This is a genomic window from Paenibacillus sp. GCM10027627 (genome assembly GCF_042675505.1).
Classification (GTDB): domain Bacteria; phylum Bacillota; class Bacilli; order Paenibacillales; family Paenibacillaceae; genus Pristimantibacillus.
On the sequence record NZ_JBHTHB010000002.1, the window covers coordinates 558,862 to 574,153 of the forward strand.

Here is a 15,292-nt window from a genome sequence, read left to right on the forward strand (position 1 = left end):
TGCTTGCTTGCGCATCGGCTATAGGGTTTCTTATAACGGACAATATCTCCATTTTAGTTCTTTAAAGAGAACAGGTCAATACCTATCCCCGCCTGCTTTTTATAAAAAAACATTCATAATATTCACTATAGCGAACATCATTCTCCAGCTTTTTGGAACAAAAAAGACAGCCCCTTTTTATGAAACATTGCGGGACTGTCTTGCTCCGATTTCAAGCGCCTCTTCCGTAATGCGCCTAATGTCAATCGCCGATGCCATCACGTCGTTGACCATATCCGGCAAAATATCGTTCAAAAAGTAATCGACTGAGCAAAGCGGAATGCTGCTGATTTTGATCAACGCATTGCGGTACATGACAACAAATTCCTTCTCCGTATTTCCTCTTTGCAATTCGGCGAACGCTTCGTAAACTTGATCGAGCTTGTCTGCGACCTCCAAAATCATGCCTTCCACGGAGTTGTCTTTCCCTTCGCGCAGTTGGCGATGAAAGGTTTCCTTATATTCATCCGGGATATGTTCCTCAACAAATTTATACACCATACCTTCTTCCACCTGCTGAATGAGCAAACGCAGCTCAGGTGACGCGTGTTTAACCGGCGTTTTAATATCCCCGATAAAAATTTCCCCGTAATCGTGGCTGCTCGTAATTTCATAGAGCCTTTTCCAATCAATGCTGGCTCCATTTCTTTCCTCTATATCGGCAAGCGTTTTGGCATACTGCACCACTTTCCACGAGTGTGCCGCTACACTATGCTCTTCAAATTTGAACTTGCCCGGGCATCTAATAATACGTTCCAGTTCATTCAGTGATCTAAAATAATGATGAATTCCCATGCTCGTCCACCTTCCTTTCGTCGCGTCTTTCCTTACCACAGTATACTTTTTATTTGTAAATTGTTGATTAAGCGAATACCCGTTTATCGTAAAATCAGCTTCCGGTGTAAAAAACGCGAAAAGGCTGCCCGGCAGGCAGCCTAATTTCTCGCACTCTAGTACAGATTGCTTAGATTCAATTGTCGCTTAGCTAATCAAAGCAACCAAACTTTTGAATTCCAGCTCTTCAAACTTGCTGAGCACGACTCCTCTGTCGTAGTTCCAGCCGCATACGATATCCGTATCAACCGGGGCATCGCAACGAATAGTCGCAAGCTGGCGCGACAAATGGAGCATGTCCAAATCCGCTTCGATTTTTGTCCGTACCGTTTTGGAAACGGAGTCCAAATTGGCCAAAAGTCCTTCGATGGAGCCATGCTCCGTGAGGAGCTTATGCGCCGTTTTTTCACCGATGCCGCGGACGCCCGGATAATTGTCGCTTGTATCGCCCATAAGACCCTTCAAATCAATGATTTGCGCTGGCGTCAGCTGGCGTTCTTCAAGCAAAGCAGCAGGGGAATACACTTTATAATTGCCGATTCCTTTTTTCATAATGGCAACCGAAACCCGGTCGTCAACCAATTGCAGAAGATCGTGGTCTCCCGTTACGATATAAATTTGAGCTTCCTCTTTAAATCGCGCCGCCAAAGTGCCGATGCAATCATCCGCTTCAAATCCTTCTATGCCCACATTAGGAACGTTGAAGCTCGCTACCACTTCCTTGACCAAATCGAACTGCGGAATTAAATCTTCCGGCGCGTCCGGCCGATTGGATTTGTATCCGTCATATTGCTCCGTACGGAACGTTTTGCTCCCCATATCCCAACAGCAAATAACATGGGTAGGATCAAATTTGGTTACCGCATCCATAAAATAACGGACAAAGCCATGCACCGCGTTAACGGGCAAGCCCGTGCTTGTCCGTCTAATGCTCCCCGTAAACGATGTCGCAAAATACGCACGAAACAATATAGCCATTCCGTCTACTAATAACAATCTTTGCTCGCTCAAATCGAACAACTCCAATCTATCATAGCAACTCTCAATTTTATTCACTAAGGCAAGTGTACCATATGTTCTCCCCGAATAAAGCGTCCAATTCGTTCCGCCGCTTCCAGCAGCCGCTTCTCGTCTTCAACGAGCGCTATGCGCACATAGCCCTCCCCCTCTGAGCCAAAAGCTTCGCCGGGAATGACCGCAACGCCCGTTCGCTTCAACATTTCCTGGGAAATGGTTCTGGAGGTCCATGGCTCGCCCATGTCCCAAGTCATAACCGGAAGCTTGGCCCATAAAAACATTGTCGCTTTTGGCGAATCCACCGGCCATCCTTCCCTGCGCAGCGCTCCCACTAGAACATCCCTTCTTCGCTCATAAAGCTCGCCAGCTTTAGGCGGGGCGTCTTCCGTCCTCATTGCTTCTTGCAATGCAACAATTCCCGCTTCCTGCACAGGATCGAATACGCCATAATCAATATTCGCCTTTAATTCCCGCAATGCGCCAACCGCTTCGGCATTGCCGACCATAAATCCGATCCGGCAGCCAGCCATATTGAAGCTTTTGGATAAGGAATGAAACTCTACCGCTTGACGCAATGCGCCTTCCACTTGCAGCACGCTAGGCGGATCGCAGCCGTCGAAGCCCATTTCGGAGTAGGCTAAATCATGAACGACAAGCACGCCATACTGCTCGGCTTTTTGCAAAAGCCGCTCGAAAAAGGTTAAATTGGCCACAGCCGACAACGGATTGTTAGGGTAGTTGAGCAAAATAAATTTGGCTTTGCGCCAATGCTCCTCGCTGATCGCATTCAAATCGGGCAAATAGCCGTTTTCTTCACGCAGCGGCATAAGAATAGGCTCTACTCCGGCAAGCGCCAATGAAGCCGCATAGATGGGATAACCAGGATCGGGCAGCAAAGCGAAGTCTCCAGCATCGCATACCGCCATTGCCAGATGAGCCAGCCCGTCCTGAGAACCGGCGAGCGTTACAATCTCTTTCCCAGGATCGGCCTCGACGCCGAACCTGAACCGCATCCAATCGGCAGCCGCCTCGCGAAACGGCATGCCGCTTCGAATAACGGGATAGGAGTACTGATCCTCCCTCATGGCAGCTTCGCTTAATGCGATGCGCACGGCTTCGGTCGGAGGTCGATCCGGATTGCCGATGCCAAGGTCAATCATATCCATCCCGCCTGCGGCCGCTTCCCTCTTCCAAGCCGCCACTTCCGCAAAAATCGACGAACCGAGCTTAGACAATCGATCCGATCGCCATAATGTTTTGCCGCTCCAACTATTCATGAGCGCCCCAAGCTTCCTTGTATGTATCTTCCTTATAGCCAACGGTCACTTGTTTCCCGTCCGTGACGATCGGCCTTTTGATCAGCATGCCGTGAGAAGACAACAGCTCCAGCTTTTGTTCGTCAGACATGTCTTGCAGCTTGTCCTTTAATCCAAGCTCCCGATAAACATCGCCCGATGTATTAAAGAGCTTTTTAATATCCAAACCGCTAAGCTCCAGAAGCTGCTTAAGTTCGGCAGCAGATGGCGTATCCTCTACTATATGACGCGAATGGACTGAATGCCCTTTTTGTTTCAGCGACTTCACAGCCGCTTTGCATGTGCTGCATTTTGGATATTCAATGATCGTAACCGTTTTTTCGGATTGCACTACATTTAGGCCCCTTCCTTATTTGTTGCTTTTCTATGTTCGCTTTAAATGTGCTTTTATGGAGATTCCCATTCAAAGAGTCTAATGCGCGGATTTGTAGAGCGTTCCGCTATTCGCTGTCTCCGCGAAGCAGCTGTTCCAGTTGGAGCAGCTCCGGAGGCAGTGGGGCCGTCCACTCCATCCTTACTTTTGTCATCGGATGAATAAAACCAAGCGTCTCTGCATGAAGCGCCTGACGGCCTGCCGCTTCCTCCCACTCTTGAATAAAGCCAACTTCAGGACCATATAGCTTGTCCCCAATTAACGGACATCCTTTAAACCGCATATGGACTCGAATTTGATGCGTCCGTCCGGTCTCAAGCTTTAGTTTGACAGCTGCTGCAGAGGTTAAAGCGTGTTCGCTCTGAAGGAAACGCTCCATCACCTCGTAATGGGTTATAGACGGATAACCGTTTGGGGTAACAACTCTCAGATGCGGGCGATCGGTGTCGCGGTCAATCGGCTCGTCCACCGTCCCTTTGTCCGGAGTCAAACTGCCGTATACATAAGCTCTATACAGCTTAGTTACAAGTCCGGCTTGGAGCTGCTCGGAAAGCTGCTGATGAGCGTAGCTCGTTTTGGCAATGGCGACAAGCCCCGACGTTTCTTCATCGAGTCGGTGAATCGGCCGAAACCGCACCTTCTCCCCGCGCTCCTTCCATTGATGAACTACGGCGTTCGCAAGCGTTCCCGTATAATGCCCATGCGTTGGATGGACAATCATGCCGGCGGGCTTGTTCACGATGAGCAAGTCCTCATCTTCAAATACGGTCTCAAAAGGGATCGGCTGCGGCAAAATATCTTCAGACTCTTCGCGCTCCATCCGGACCCGAATTATATCGCCCGTTTGCACTAAAGCCGTTGTATAAACCCGTTGCTCGTTAACGGTTAATCCATGCTCCGTCAATTTCACTTGCGAAAGCAGCTTTCGAGAGACGCCAAGCCTCTTCTCCAGCACATTGCGCACGGCTCTCCCATCGTCCTCTTCCGCCACAACAACCTCAAGCGGCCTATAGTAACGTGCATTCAGCTCGTTTATATCCATTGAAGCTATGGCTTCTGCTGAAGCCTTTGACTCAACATAGCCTCGCCAAAGAGCGGGTTTGTTGGAGGAGCTCCCTTGTTCCATTTCACCGTCTTTATTAATCCGCTCCGTCATGCCTCTTATCACATTCCATTCATTTCTGGCGGTTGCCGTTCTTTAATGACGCACTTTCATTTTAATCCAAACTGATGCGTTCGTAAAATTCGCACTGGACTTAAGTGCGGCGGGTTTATTTTTTGTTCCGCTTGCGGAAAACTTCCGCGCTCCGGATATACTCTGTGTCCGGCACATTTAGTTTAGCGTTTGCGACCCGAGCCGCTGCAAAGAAAAAGTCGGACAACCGGTTAATATAGATCAATACCGCTTCGTTGATGGCATGTTGACCGGATAATGTCACTACCCTTCTTTCCGCTCTGCGGCAAACGGTCCTGCACACATGAAGCATGGAGGATACCGAGCTTCCGCCAGGAAGAATAAATCGAGTAATTTCCGGGGCCTCCGCTACATATTGGTCAATCCATTGTTCAAGCCGGAGGGATGGCTCCGAGTCCATCTTAAATGGCGCTCCTTCTTGAGCATAAGCTAAATCAGAGCCGCAATCGAACAACTCTTGTTGAATTTCGACCAACCGCTCCGCAAGCTCAGCCAAGCTTTCATGCTTAGCAGACTCCGCCTGGGCAATCCCTACAAAGCTGTTCAATTCATCAATTGTGCCATACGCCTCGACTCGAACGTCATCTTTGCTTACTCTGCCCCCAATCAAGGAGGTTTGTCCCTTGTCGCCTGTTTTTGTATACAATTGCATATATTCAGCCCCCGGGTTCATTCTTGTTTTAGTTGTTTCTGGCAAACCTGCAACTCTCCGCTTACAACAAACAGCAGGCCCGATTGTTCATCTGACCTGCTGAAAGGACTAGCCTCGATTAAGTTTATATACAAATTGGCCGATGCGATCCAGCGCTTCCGTCAGCTGAGAGACGGAGGTTGCATAAGAGCAACGCAGATGGCCTTCGCCCCCGATGCCGAATACATCGCCTGGAACGGCTGCCACTCCGGCTTCCTCCAGCAGTCGCTGAGCGAATTGTTCGCTCGTCAGCCCTGTGGAAGCAATAGACGGGAAGGCATAAAATGCGCCTTGCGGTTCGTGACACTCCAGTCCGATCTCGCGGAATCCTTTTACAACAAGCCTGCGCCGCTGATTATAGGACTCTACCATTCGGTCTTTCTCTTCCAAACCGTGCTGAAGCGCCTCAAGAGCGGCATGCTGCGCCATAACCGGAGCGCACATCACTGTGTATTGATGAATTTTCAACATAGCGGAAATAAGATCGGGATGTCCGCACGCATAGCCCAACCGCCAGCCCGTCATCGCAAACGCTTTGGAAAAGCCGCTAACTAGAATAGTTCGATCCTTCATTCCCGGTAAAGAAGCGAAGCTGACATGTTTGGATCCGTACGTCAGCTCGGCGTAAATTTCATCCGAAATGACAATCAGATCGTTTTCCTCAACCACTTTGGCGATTGGAAGCCAATCCTCGTAAGTCATAATTCCGCCCGTAGGATTGCTCGGATAACATAAAATAAGTACTTTCGAGCGAGGCGTGATAACTGCTTTGAGCTGCTCCGCGCCAAGCTTGAAATTATTTTCGGCGAATGTTTCAATGCCGACTGGAACCCCGCCGCTTAGCGCCGTTATCGGCGAATAAGAAATGTAACAAGGTTCTGGCACCAGAATCTCGTCGCCCGGTGTAATCAAGGCGCGCAAGGCGAGGTCAATCGCTTCGCTGCCGCCCACCGTAACCAAAATCTCATTGGCCGGATTATAGCTTACAGAAAAAGAATCGTTCAAATATTGTCCGATCGCTCCCCTAAGCTCCGGCATGCCCGCATTGGACGTATATTGTGTTTTACCCGATTCAATCGAATAAACAGCCGCTTCTCTCACATGCCATGGCGTAATAAAATCTGGCTCCCCTACGCCAAGCGTAATAATATCCTTGCGCATGCTGACTAAATCAAAAAACCGGCGGATTCCCGACGGTTTAATGTCTCGCACGAGCGGAGACAAATAGTCAGCCATCGATCGCTGCACAGGGATGGTTTCTTCCGATTCCTCTTTGATCATCGCCATCACCCTTTATTTACGGCGAAACCATCAGCCGATGGTCGTCTTCGTTCTCCTCGAAGATGATGCCGTCTTGTTTGTATTTTTTCAATATAAAAAATGTCTTGGTCGAAAGCACCGCATCAATCGGGGACAGCTTGTTGGAAACGAATGAAGCGACTTCCTTCAAGTTTTTCCCTTCAACCTCGACAAGCAAGTCATAGGCGCCCGACATCAGGTAGACCGATTTCACTTCGGGATACAAATAAATTCGCTCCGCAATACCCTCAAATCCGCGTCCGCGCTCAGGGGTAATCTGCACTTCTATCAAAGCGGTTACTCTTTCATCATCCACTTTGCTCCAGTTCACAACGGTCGCATATTTTACGATGATATGGTCTTGCTCCATCGCGGCTATGGCATCCTTCACTTCCTGGGCTGGAATGTCCAGCATGGTCGCGATAAGCTCCGCGTCTCTGCGGGCGTCTTCCTTCAGCAGTTCCAAGATTTTTAATTGCAGCTCGTTCATTGAAAAACTCCTTCCAGCTCGCCAAAAGTTAATGCGATGTGTTAAAAAGTATTCTACAACGAATTGCCCTTTCCTGCAAAGAAAAAATGAGAATCGTCCAACAAAAAAAAGACCCCTTAAGGGTCTTTAGTTGTAATAAGGCTGCTGCTGCTGAGCCCCAGTTTGCTGATGGGTGATTGGGTTATAAAATGAACCTTGCGTGAAGCCGCCGAGCTTTTGCTGAAGAGTCTGCTTCGTTTTTTGCGCCGTTTGCTTATATTGCTGAGCTTGCTTGTCCAGTTCCTGGCGCAAGGCCGGAGAAGCTGTGTTGTACATGTTGTTTTGCTGCATGACTTGAAACAGCTGTCCTTGCGCTTTCAGCGTATTGTCGAGCAGCTTAGTAAACAGTTGGCGAATGTCTGGGCAAGTAGATTCTGTAGCTGCTGTAGCGTACTCACGAACGACTCTTTTCAAATCGGACAATACGGTGGAGGCGAGATCCTCTTCCGTCAGAATGGCCTGATTTTGTTGATTGCTCATCTTATTCCCTCCAAATTAGCGTACTTCATGGTGATCAGCCTATTGAGGCTGCGTAGGCGCGATTTGCTGATGGTGAGAAATTGCATGCAACAACGAATCGTAGTGCTGCTGATGCAATTGAATGAATTGGGTGCTCAGCTCTCGCAAAGCCGGTGTCGTTCCAATCGAAACGAGGGCCGCATTTTGTTTAATGAGCAAGTCCTCGTTTGACATGGAATCTGCGATATATTCCAATTCCTTCGCTGTTAAAGGCTGCAACATATTACCCCTCCTCTTTATCATTGTTGTGACTTCCGTATTATGAGCCATTCCCCTCATTTTATGTGCCGCTGTACAGATTAAATTTGCCTGAATCGGTAACATTCAGCTTCACATCGACTTCCAACCGGTCCGGTTTCGGCCGCCAAACTTTCCCCGCCATATTTTGCTTCCAGTACTGATGGTGATAGCGGTACAAATGATGCTCCAAATCGAGAAAATCCATCCCTTTTTCAGCACCGAACCGGTACAACTCTTCAATTTCATCTTTAACGCGCTTGTTTAATGAAGCTTCAATTTCCGTTTCGGAAATTTTGCCGTCCAGTTCCACGACATGGCCCTCCAGCTTGGCATTCAGCTTAAACGTTTCTTTGTTGAGATCGAAATACAGATTGCAACTCGCTCCTACAATTGCAACAGTAGCTTCGTTTGGCTTGCTTCCCGCCTCCATCAGCACCCTGTGAAACGACTCGCTAAGCCAGCGAATGCCGCGAATGTCTTTTTCCTCAATATAGCCTTGGAAAGTAAAGTTTTTAAAAACAAACACTCCGTTTATGAATTGCGTGTTTATCTTTTTTTTGCCATTCATCCAAAATTTAGAGCTCTCATTTAATACAGGCAAAGCTGTCGTCATGCCCGGCTCCCGCATCATTTGAACGGCCGACTGCATATGAAGCGGACTAACAAACGTAAATTGCTCTTGATTCGGCTCTGGTTGATAAAGAATGCTGTTTAACGGGGATTGATCAAAAAAGTTTTCCGTTGTAAACAGCTCCTCCAAAGGCTCCATCGTTCCAAACAACAGAGAAGTATAACGAGAAGCCCGTTGACGATTCAATCCATCCAGCACATCTGAAATTTTATTAACCGCCCGCTTATGCAAAACGACAGATTTTAAATGCTCCAAATTAAGCGTATTGCTGGATGCTTGGCTTAAATCATAAAATGCCAGCAGCACAGATTTACCGCTGCCCCGACCAATCCACACCTCTTTGTTGTTGCTTTGTGGACTGTCCGTTTTGGCTACGGAAGCAAAATTGATGAGTTTGGCATATAGCTCATAATTTCCGTTTTTATAATCGACTCCCAAAGCTGAAACGTAATTAACCTCTTGCAAATTTACCTCGTCCCAACAACCTGGAAGACAAAAGCATATAACAACGGTAAACAAAGCAGCAGCGGCACGTTCCAGCCTCCCCTTTTTACCCGTCGTCATCGCTTTTTCCACCGGCTGCTCTCCAGCTTCCATGGCTTTTGAAATATAGCCCCCGCTAAATCTTTGAATCGGATTGGAGCAAGCGGCTGCAAATACGGTTGACCAAACGATTCAAGCGAGCATAAATACAGCATGAGAGTAAACATCCCGACAAAAAAGCCGAACATGCCTAAAACGGAAGAAAATATAAGAATAACAAATCGGAACAGGGTGACCGCCCCGGACAAAGACTGATTGACCAGCGTAAAGGTGGAGACGGCAGATACAGCCGCCACAACCAGCATGGTTGGGGATGTCAGCCCGGCACGAATTGCCGCATCTCCGATAATTAGGCCGCCGACAACCGACACCGTCTGGCCAACCGGCCGCGGCAATCTGACGCCCGCTTCACGAAACACTTCAAATAGTGTCAGCATCAAAAACATTTCCATCGTTGCAGACAAAGGGAGCCCTACTCGCGATATGGTTACCGTAGCAAGCAGCGTATACGGGATTTGATCCGTGTTGTACGAGGATAGCGCAATCCAAAAGCCCGGCAAAAACAAGGACAGCATTAAACCCAAGATGCGCAGCAGCCGCTCTAGCGATACAAAATAATACGGCAAATGGGTGTCTTCAGGTGACTTGATCAACAGCATAAGATTGCCGGGTCCGATAAGGGCAGCGGGGGAGCCGTCGACCAAAATGACAAACCTGCCCTTCATGAGCGCCTGCACGACGTAATCGGGCCTGCCGATATAATCGAGCAGAGGAAACAAAGCAAGCGGCCGATCCGCAAGCAACTCTTCAAGCTCGCCCGCCCCGTGAAGAGCGGCTCTATCGATGGAATGCAGCCTTCTTTTCACCTCATCGAGCAGGCCGTCCGGAATTTGATCCTCTACATGCAATATTGCAATTTCCGTTTGCGTCTCAGTGCCGATTTTTAAATATTCCACATGCATTTTTGGAGTGCGCAGCCGCTTTCGAACCAAAGCGACATTAACGGACAACTGCTCCACAAACCCATCCCTTGGTCCTTTCAAGGAAAGCTCCATCGTCGACTCTTCCGGACTTCTAGCCGGCTGGTTCGCAATATTGCACTCGTAAAAGCCTTCATGATCGTTAAAGGTAACAATCACGCTGCCGGCAAACAACCGGGCAAATAGATGATCGGAATGACTCGCATCTAGTTTGATGTACATTCGGCTTGGGTGATCGCTCCGCCTAGAATGATCGCTTAATGACGAATCGATTTCATAGGATGTATCCCTACCCTGCTCCCATTTTTCAAGAGTCGGAAGCATCCCCATATGGTACATTTGACTGTCAATAAGCCCATCGCAATAAAAAACGATCGCTTTCCTCTCTTCGCTGCCGCCAATGGAAATGGTCTGTTCAAATACATCGTCGCAATATTTAAGCTTCTCCCGAAATTGCTCCACCGTCATATATCGATCAGGCGTATTGCTTTTTTGTCTCTCTTGATCCATTCTGCCGCTCATGCTGTTCCCTCCGCTTTTTGTTCAAGAAGCTGATTCCAAACACAATCGCGATTACGGCCATCGTCGTCATGCCCATATAATGAAACCAATACTTCACGACGACACGGTAAAAGATCATATGATCTGTCCAGTAATAAGCTAGTGACACCATCACGGCGCCTAACACTGCGGGTGCAATCCATTTCTTTTTTTTACGGGGAATCGGAAAATACTCCAGCAGGACGTACAAGCTCAAGGAAAGCCGAATTAAAGAACCAGACAGCCACTGAAAAATAGCGAAAAAATCGACATGTTCAAAATAACGTCCAACCGTTACAAGCCTCCACTGGGAAAATGCAGGATATTTAAGCTTTCTCGCTTCCTCCGGCCCAAACTGCGAAAGCGCGCCTGTCAGCGGGCCAATCGCTAAAAGAGCCAAAAACAAGACAAGCGCGACCAGATGCCAAAGTTTCAGCCTCGCTTTGAAATGATGTTGAATGAGCAGAAGAACAAACAGCTCGCTAAAGGCCGTTAGACAATTAATTGAAGCTTTTACAACAGGAGAAAGGCCATATTCAAAAAAAGGAAGCAAATAGCGGTAGTCTTTGTTCGGCATATTCGTAACCATAACAAAATCGCCGAGAAACAATACCATTGGAATTAGCAGACAGCTCATAAAAGCAATCGTTCGAAGCCCCATGTGAGCCGCATACAAACTTAGACCTAAAAAAACGGCAGCGATTATGACGGTAGGCGTATTGGGGAGATAAGTCGTGCCTGTCCAAGACGAGGTTACAATTAACGCTTCCACAGCGATCATAAAGAGTACCAGAAGCAAATAAGACATAATGATCCAGCGAATGACCGGATGAACCCTGTCCGACAACCATATGTCGAAACGTACTCCGTTCAGCTTTTTGAGCAAACCGAACAATGGGATTGCGGCCCATGGCAAAACAACGGCCAAGGAAACGATAACGGACATCCACGAATCGCGTTTGGCTTCAGCTAGCAAGATAGGCACTACAAGCACATGATTAACAAGCCCAACAGACAAAACAAGTGTGGCTATGGCGGGAATTATTCCGAATGGTTTCACTTTCATGATGGCAATCACTTCCTCACCACCAAAGGTTGTCCAGAAGCGAACTCCATCATGCGCATAAAATACAAAAACCGGCCAGCGGCCGGTTAACTCACGTTGAATTGATCAAAAACCCATTAAAAAATATTCATGCTCAAATAACGCTCGCCGGTATCCGGAGCAATGCAAAGCACTCGCTTGCCTTCTCCAAGCCGCTTCGCCACTTGTATCGCCGCCCATACCGAAGCGCCCGACGATGGTCCAAGCAGCAGCCCTTCCTTGCGCGCCAGCTCTCGCATCGTATTCAGCGCATCTTCATCCGACACTTGAATGATTTCATCATAGATAGAAGTATTTAAAATGGCGGGCACGAAGCCCGGACTTGTACCAACCAGCTTATGCGGACCTGGCTGCCCTCCTGAAAGCACGGGAGATCCTTGCGGCTCCACAACTGCAACATGAAGACCAGGAATAAACTCCTTCAGCGCCTCGCCTGTCCCCGTAATCGTACCGCCCGTGCCGGCCGTAGCTACGAATGCATCCAGCCTTCCATCCGTTTGATCCATAATTTCAAGAGCGGTCGTTGTTCGATGAATGTCCGGATTGGCGCGATTTTGGAATTGGTTCGGAATAAAACTGCCCGGCAAGCCCCGCTGCAGCTCCTCCGCTTTGCGGATCGCTCCCGGCATCCGCTCCGCCGCAGGTGTAAGCACAACTTCGGCTCCATATGCTTGGAGCAGCTTAATCCGTTCCGCCGACATATTGTCCGGCATAATTAGGATAAGGTTATAGCCTTTCGCTGCCGCATTCATCGCAAGGCCGATTCCCGTGTTGCCGCTTGTCGGCTCAATTAGCGTATCGCCACGCTTGATCAGCCCGTCGCTCTCCGCGGCTGCAATAAGCGAATAAGCGGCGCGATCCTTCACGCTGCCGCTCGGGTTAAACCGCTCAAGCTTTACGCAAACGTCCGCACATCCTTCCAATCCCGCCAATCTGTTTAGCTTTACAACCGGCGTATGGCCGATCAGTTCCGTTATATTTGATACGACTTTAGCCATATTTCCCCCTGCTTCCGTTAGTTGTTGCTTTTGGTACCGCATCTTTCTCTCCCGACAAAAAAGGTCTCATCAGCCACCAGCTCAAAATAGGCGCGGACCCTACAGCCAGCATCAGCCATGTAATGGCGCGCGGAGAGCTGTCTAGCGGCAGCACAATAAGATAAGCGGTAACGCCAATCATACGCCCTGTTGTAAGTCCCGCTTCCCTAAGAACAATAAATTCTTCCCTTGCCTTTGCGCTCTCCGGCGTCCGCCCAATCATATCGAACACTCTTGATGTCATGGGGATCATATAAAGCGGCAAAAAAAGCGAGGTGCCTATGCCGAAAAGGAGAAGCGATCCATAATTCACCCCCCAAAAAAGCGGCAAAATGATGGCGGCAATCATAATAGAGCCAGCAAGCATTGCCAGTCCCCGCCTTTTTGGCGTCAGCCACTTCCCGGCCGCCCAAAAGCTGACAAGCGCGACTAGCGACGTAATGAGTGAAAAGTTGCCGAGTTTGCTCTCGTTTTTGGTCGCCACATAGACAGTCAGCCCTACTAAAAACATAAAGACGCCTTCACGCACCCCTTGCGCTGCAATCGCGGGGAACAAGCGTCTCCATGGATTTCCTTTTTGCCTGAGCTCACGCCAGCCCCGAGTCCAATCATAAGAGCCTTCGCCGTGGCGTTTGTTCAGCCAAAAGCTTAACAGTACGGTAACGGCGAAAATAACGAGCGACGCTGTAAAGATGAGCCTATAGCCCTTCTCGCCTTGAAGCGAAGTGATGAGCAGACCTGACAGCCAAGGCGCAACAATGCCCGCCACAGAACCGAGCAGTCCCGCCCATCCGTTAAATTTGTCTCTTGTATCCGGCTCTGTTACTTCAAAATAAACCACATTAAACGCAAGCCAAAAAAGTCCCAGCGCAATGCCGCTCACTATGCCGAGAGGGACTGCCCAATCTTTGGCGCTTGATCCAAGCAGCAGAACAGCGCAATAAAACAGACCGGACATCGCAATTCCCGCGCGCAAGCTGTGCATTTTGTTATGCTCCTTCAACCATTTCCCCGCAATCCAGAAGGTAAGCCCTCCAAGCGTGAATTGGGCAAAAGAAAACCAGCCGATCGTCATATAAGAACCGCTGGCTTTCCATAAATAAACGGGCACAAAAGTGCCCGACAATGCGCTGGCAAAGCCGTAAAGCGCTTGTACGACAAGTAGCAAACCAGCTTGTTTGTCTAGTGCTGCCGCTCTCTTTTTAGGTGATGCTGCATTTGCCAAAACGATACCTCCATGGGACATCATATGCCCTTAGACATTCGTTTTGTAAGATGCCCTATACGAAACCTTCCGATGCCCGCCCAATATTGGCAGCTTTAGGAACGCTCCGCAAGCCGCTCGATCATCTCTTCGCGGTCGCTGACGCTTAGGAATGAAGCGGTGTGATGACATGCCGGGCAAACGTACCATTGCAGCTTGAACGGGCTTGGCACAATCGAAATGCCGATTGCCGGCGATACAGTCGGAACAAATCCTTCCCCGCCAATCGTTTGAACGCCAGCCTCAATCATATATTCGCGGCATGCGGGGCATTCTGGCACTTCAAGCTGCTGATCAAGAATGCGCTGAACGACGCCCTCCGCAGCCAGCATGCTTCTGCTGCCGCCGCGGAAACCTTCGCTTTCATCCATCCAGCTTGTATCCTGCTCCTGACCCTCGGAATCTTCTTCCCATTCCTCTTCCTCATCCAGCTCGCGGGATTGAGCGTCTCCATCCTTATCGATTCCAATTTTCATCGAGCGATAGCCGCTTAATTCATTATCGCAATGCGGGCAATGCGATTCCGGCCCTGTTTCCTCATCCCAAATAATTTCCGACAAACACCACTGGCAAACCTGACTTTGTTCCATTTATTGTACTTCCCTTCTACCTTCTAATTCATCATTACATAAATAACGCCGCAAATAAAAAATAATACCGCTACTACAGCCAAAGTCATCCATAGATATTTCATCTTATATCCCCCAGCCTATATCACGACAGTTGCACCGATAACATAAGAAAGCGAGATCGAAATAATCATCGCAATAAATCCGATGGCTCGGTTGTCCCGCGCGATCTCCTCGTCAATCCGAAATACCGGAGTTAAAAATTCAAACAACAGATAAGCGACTAGCAAAATAATAAAGCCAAAAGCTCCCCATATCAAGCTTTGATAAATGGAATCGTTGGCTTCGATGGAAAAACGGAAAATATTGCAAATACCGAATATTTTTCCGCCCGTTGCCATGGCGACCGCCATGTTTCCTTTTTTAATTTCGCCCCAACAATTATATTTTGTCACAAGCTCGAAGACGGATAAAAAGACGATCAGCGACAATACCGTAACCGACACAAAAACCAGCGAAGAAGCATACGGATTGTCCAACAGTTTGTCGATTTCCGTTTCCATCGTTTCTC

17 protein-coding genes are annotated in these 15,292 nt (G+C 48.6%); all 17 read right to left on the bottom strand.

The features are described 5' to 3' along the window. Positions 1-177 precede the first annotated feature (177 nt). On the bottom strand, positions 178-834 hold the full coding sequence (locus ACFQZE_RS10505) for a YfbR-like 5'-deoxynucleotidase (protein WP_379356514.1): 657 nt from the start codon (positions 832-834) through the stop codon (positions 178-180). 186 nt (positions 835-1,020) lie between these two features. After that, positions 1,021-1,884 carry a 5'-3' exonuclease gene (locus ACFQZE_RS10510; RefSeq protein WP_379356517.1) on the bottom strand — a complete coding sequence of 288 codons (864 nt, stop codon included), beginning with the start codon at positions 1,882-1,884 and terminating at the stop codon, positions 1,021-1,023. A gap of 44 nt (positions 1,885-1,928) precedes the next feature. Next, positions 1,929-3,167, bottom strand: coding sequence for an aminotransferase class I/II-fold pyridoxal phosphate-dependent enzyme (locus tag ACFQZE_RS10515; RefSeq protein ID WP_379356519.1), 1,239 nt, complete (start codon positions 3,165-3,167; stop codon positions 1,929-1,931). Then, positions 3,160-3,537, bottom strand: a complete 378-nt coding sequence (locus tag ACFQZE_RS10520) for an arsenate reductase family protein (RefSeq protein WP_379356521.1) — start codon at positions 3,535-3,537, stop codon at positions 3,160-3,162. Before ACFQZE_RS10520 ends, ACFQZE_RS10515 begins: the two co-directional genes overlap by 8 nt. 109 nt (positions 3,538-3,646) lie before the next feature. Next, the gene (locus ACFQZE_RS10525; RefSeq protein ID WP_379357034.1) at positions 3,647-4,621 is read right to left on the bottom strand and encodes an RluA family pseudouridine synthase; all 975 of its coding nucleotides are present in this window, start codon (positions 4,619-4,621) and stop codon (positions 3,647-3,649) included. 229 nt (positions 4,622-4,850) lie between these two features. Further along, positions 4,851-5,426 carry a cob(I)yrinic acid a,c-diamide adenosyltransferase gene (locus tag ACFQZE_RS10530; protein ID WP_379356523.1) on the bottom strand — a complete coding sequence of 192 codons (576 nt, stop codon included), beginning with the start codon at positions 5,424-5,426 and terminating at the stop codon, positions 4,851-4,853. A gap of 108 nt (positions 5,427-5,534) precedes the next feature. After that, on the bottom strand, positions 5,535-6,746 hold the full coding sequence (locus ACFQZE_RS10535) for an aminotransferase class I/II-fold pyridoxal phosphate-dependent enzyme (RefSeq protein WP_379356525.1): 1,212 nt from the start codon (positions 6,744-6,746) through the stop codon (positions 5,535-5,537). 16 nt (positions 6,747-6,762) lie between these two features. After that, entirely contained in the window at positions 6,763-7,254 is a 492-nt protein-coding gene (locus ACFQZE_RS10540) for an Lrp/AsnC family transcriptional regulator (protein WP_379356528.1), read from the bottom strand. A gap of 126 nt (positions 7,255-7,380) precedes the next feature. Further along, the gene (locus ACFQZE_RS10545; RefSeq protein ID WP_379356530.1) at positions 7,381-7,773 is read right to left on the bottom strand and encodes a spore coat protein; all 393 of its coding nucleotides are present in this window, start codon (positions 7,771-7,773) and stop codon (positions 7,381-7,383) included. A 39-nt stretch (positions 7,774-7,812) separates the two neighbouring features. Next, on the bottom strand, positions 7,813-8,034 hold the full coding sequence (locus ACFQZE_RS10550; protein WP_379356532.1) for a hypothetical protein: 222 nt from the start codon (positions 8,032-8,034) through the stop codon (positions 7,813-7,815). A 58-nt stretch (positions 8,035-8,092) separates the two neighbouring features. Beyond that, entirely contained in the window at positions 8,093-9,259 is a 1,167-nt protein-coding gene (locus ACFQZE_RS10555) for a Ger(x)C family spore germination protein (RefSeq protein WP_379356534.1), read from the bottom strand. Further along, entirely contained in the window at positions 9,244-10,728 is a 1,485-nt protein-coding gene (locus ACFQZE_RS10560; RefSeq protein WP_379356536.1) for a spore germination protein, read from the bottom strand. The genes ACFQZE_RS10555 and ACFQZE_RS10560 overlap by 16 nt, the downstream gene beginning before the upstream one ends. Further along, the gene (locus ACFQZE_RS10565; RefSeq protein ID WP_379356538.1) at positions 10,682-11,812 is read right to left on the bottom strand and encodes an endospore germination permease; all 1,131 of its coding nucleotides are present in this window, start codon (positions 11,810-11,812) and stop codon (positions 10,682-10,684) included. Before ACFQZE_RS10565 ends, ACFQZE_RS10560 begins: the two co-directional genes overlap by 47 nt. Positions 11,813-11,928: 116 nt before the next feature. Then, on the bottom strand, positions 11,929-12,849 hold the full coding sequence (cysK, locus tag ACFQZE_RS10570; RefSeq protein ID WP_379356540.1) for a cysteine synthase A: 921 nt from the start codon (positions 12,847-12,849) through the stop codon (positions 11,929-11,931). Then, entirely contained in the window at positions 12,842-14,113 is a 1,272-nt protein-coding gene (locus tag ACFQZE_RS10575; RefSeq protein WP_379356542.1) for an MFS transporter, read from the bottom strand. Before ACFQZE_RS10575 ends, cysK begins: the two co-directional genes overlap by 8 nt. A gap of 95 nt (positions 14,114-14,208) precedes the next feature. After that, positions 14,209-14,742, bottom strand: a complete 534-nt coding sequence (locus ACFQZE_RS10580) for a hypothetical protein (RefSeq protein WP_379356544.1) — start codon at positions 14,740-14,742, stop codon at positions 14,209-14,211. 119 nt (positions 14,743-14,861) lie between these two features. Then, the gene (locus tag ACFQZE_RS10585; RefSeq protein WP_379356546.1) at positions 14,862-15,284 is read right to left on the bottom strand and encodes a DUF350 domain-containing protein; all 423 of its coding nucleotides are present in this window, start codon (positions 15,282-15,284) and stop codon (positions 14,862-14,864) included. Positions 15,285-15,292 lie beyond the last annotated feature (8 nt).

Bases quoted from the DNA above. Each gene is read 5' to 3' on its own strand.
- ACFQZE_RS10585 (WP_379356546.1), bottom strand. From the start codon at position 15,284: ATGGAAACGGAAATCGACAAACTGTTGGACAATCCGTATGCTTCTTCG.
- ACFQZE_RS10565 (WP_379356538.1), bottom strand. From the start codon at position 11,812: ATGAAAGTGAAACCATTCGGAATAATTCCCGCCATAGCCACACTTGTT.
- ACFQZE_RS10545 (WP_379356530.1), bottom strand. From the start codon at position 7,773: ATGAGCAATCAACAAAATCAGGCCATTCTGACGGAAGAGGATCTCGCC.
- cysK (WP_379356540.1), bottom strand. From the start codon at position 12,849: ATGGCTAAAGTCGTATCAAATATAACGGAACTGATCGGCCATACGCCG.
- ACFQZE_RS10535 (WP_379356525.1), bottom strand. From the start codon at position 6,746: ATGATCAAAGAGGAATCGGAAGAAACCATCCCTGTGCAGCGATCGATG.
- ACFQZE_RS10515 (WP_379356519.1), bottom strand. From the start codon at position 3,167: ATGAATAGTTGGAGCGGCAAAACATTATGGCGATCGGATCGATTGTCT.
- ACFQZE_RS10505 (WP_379356514.1), bottom strand. From the start codon at position 834: ATGGGAATTCATCATTATTTTAGATCACTGAATGAACTGGAACGTATT.
- ACFQZE_RS10540 (WP_379356528.1), bottom strand. From the start codon at position 7,254: ATGAACGAGCTGCAATTAAAAATCTTGGAACTGCTGAAGGAAGACGCC.
- ACFQZE_RS10560 (WP_379356536.1), bottom strand. From the start codon at position 10,728: ATGAGCGGCAGAATGGATCAAGAGAGACAAAAAAGCAATACGCCTGAT.
- ACFQZE_RS10550 (WP_379356532.1), bottom strand. From the start codon at position 8,034: ATGTTGCAGCCTTTAACAGCGAAGGAATTGGAATATATCGCAGATTCC.
- ACFQZE_RS10580 (WP_379356544.1), bottom strand. From the start codon at position 14,742: ATGGAACAAAGTCAGGTTTGCCAGTGGTGTTTGTCGGAAATTATTTGG.
- ACFQZE_RS10530 (WP_379356523.1), bottom strand. From the start codon at position 5,426: ATGCAATTGTATACAAAAACAGGCGACAAGGGACAAACCTCCTTGATT.
- ACFQZE_RS10525 (WP_379357034.1), bottom strand. From the start codon at position 4,621: ATGGATATAAACGAGCTGAATGCACGTTACTATAGGCCGCTTGAGGTT.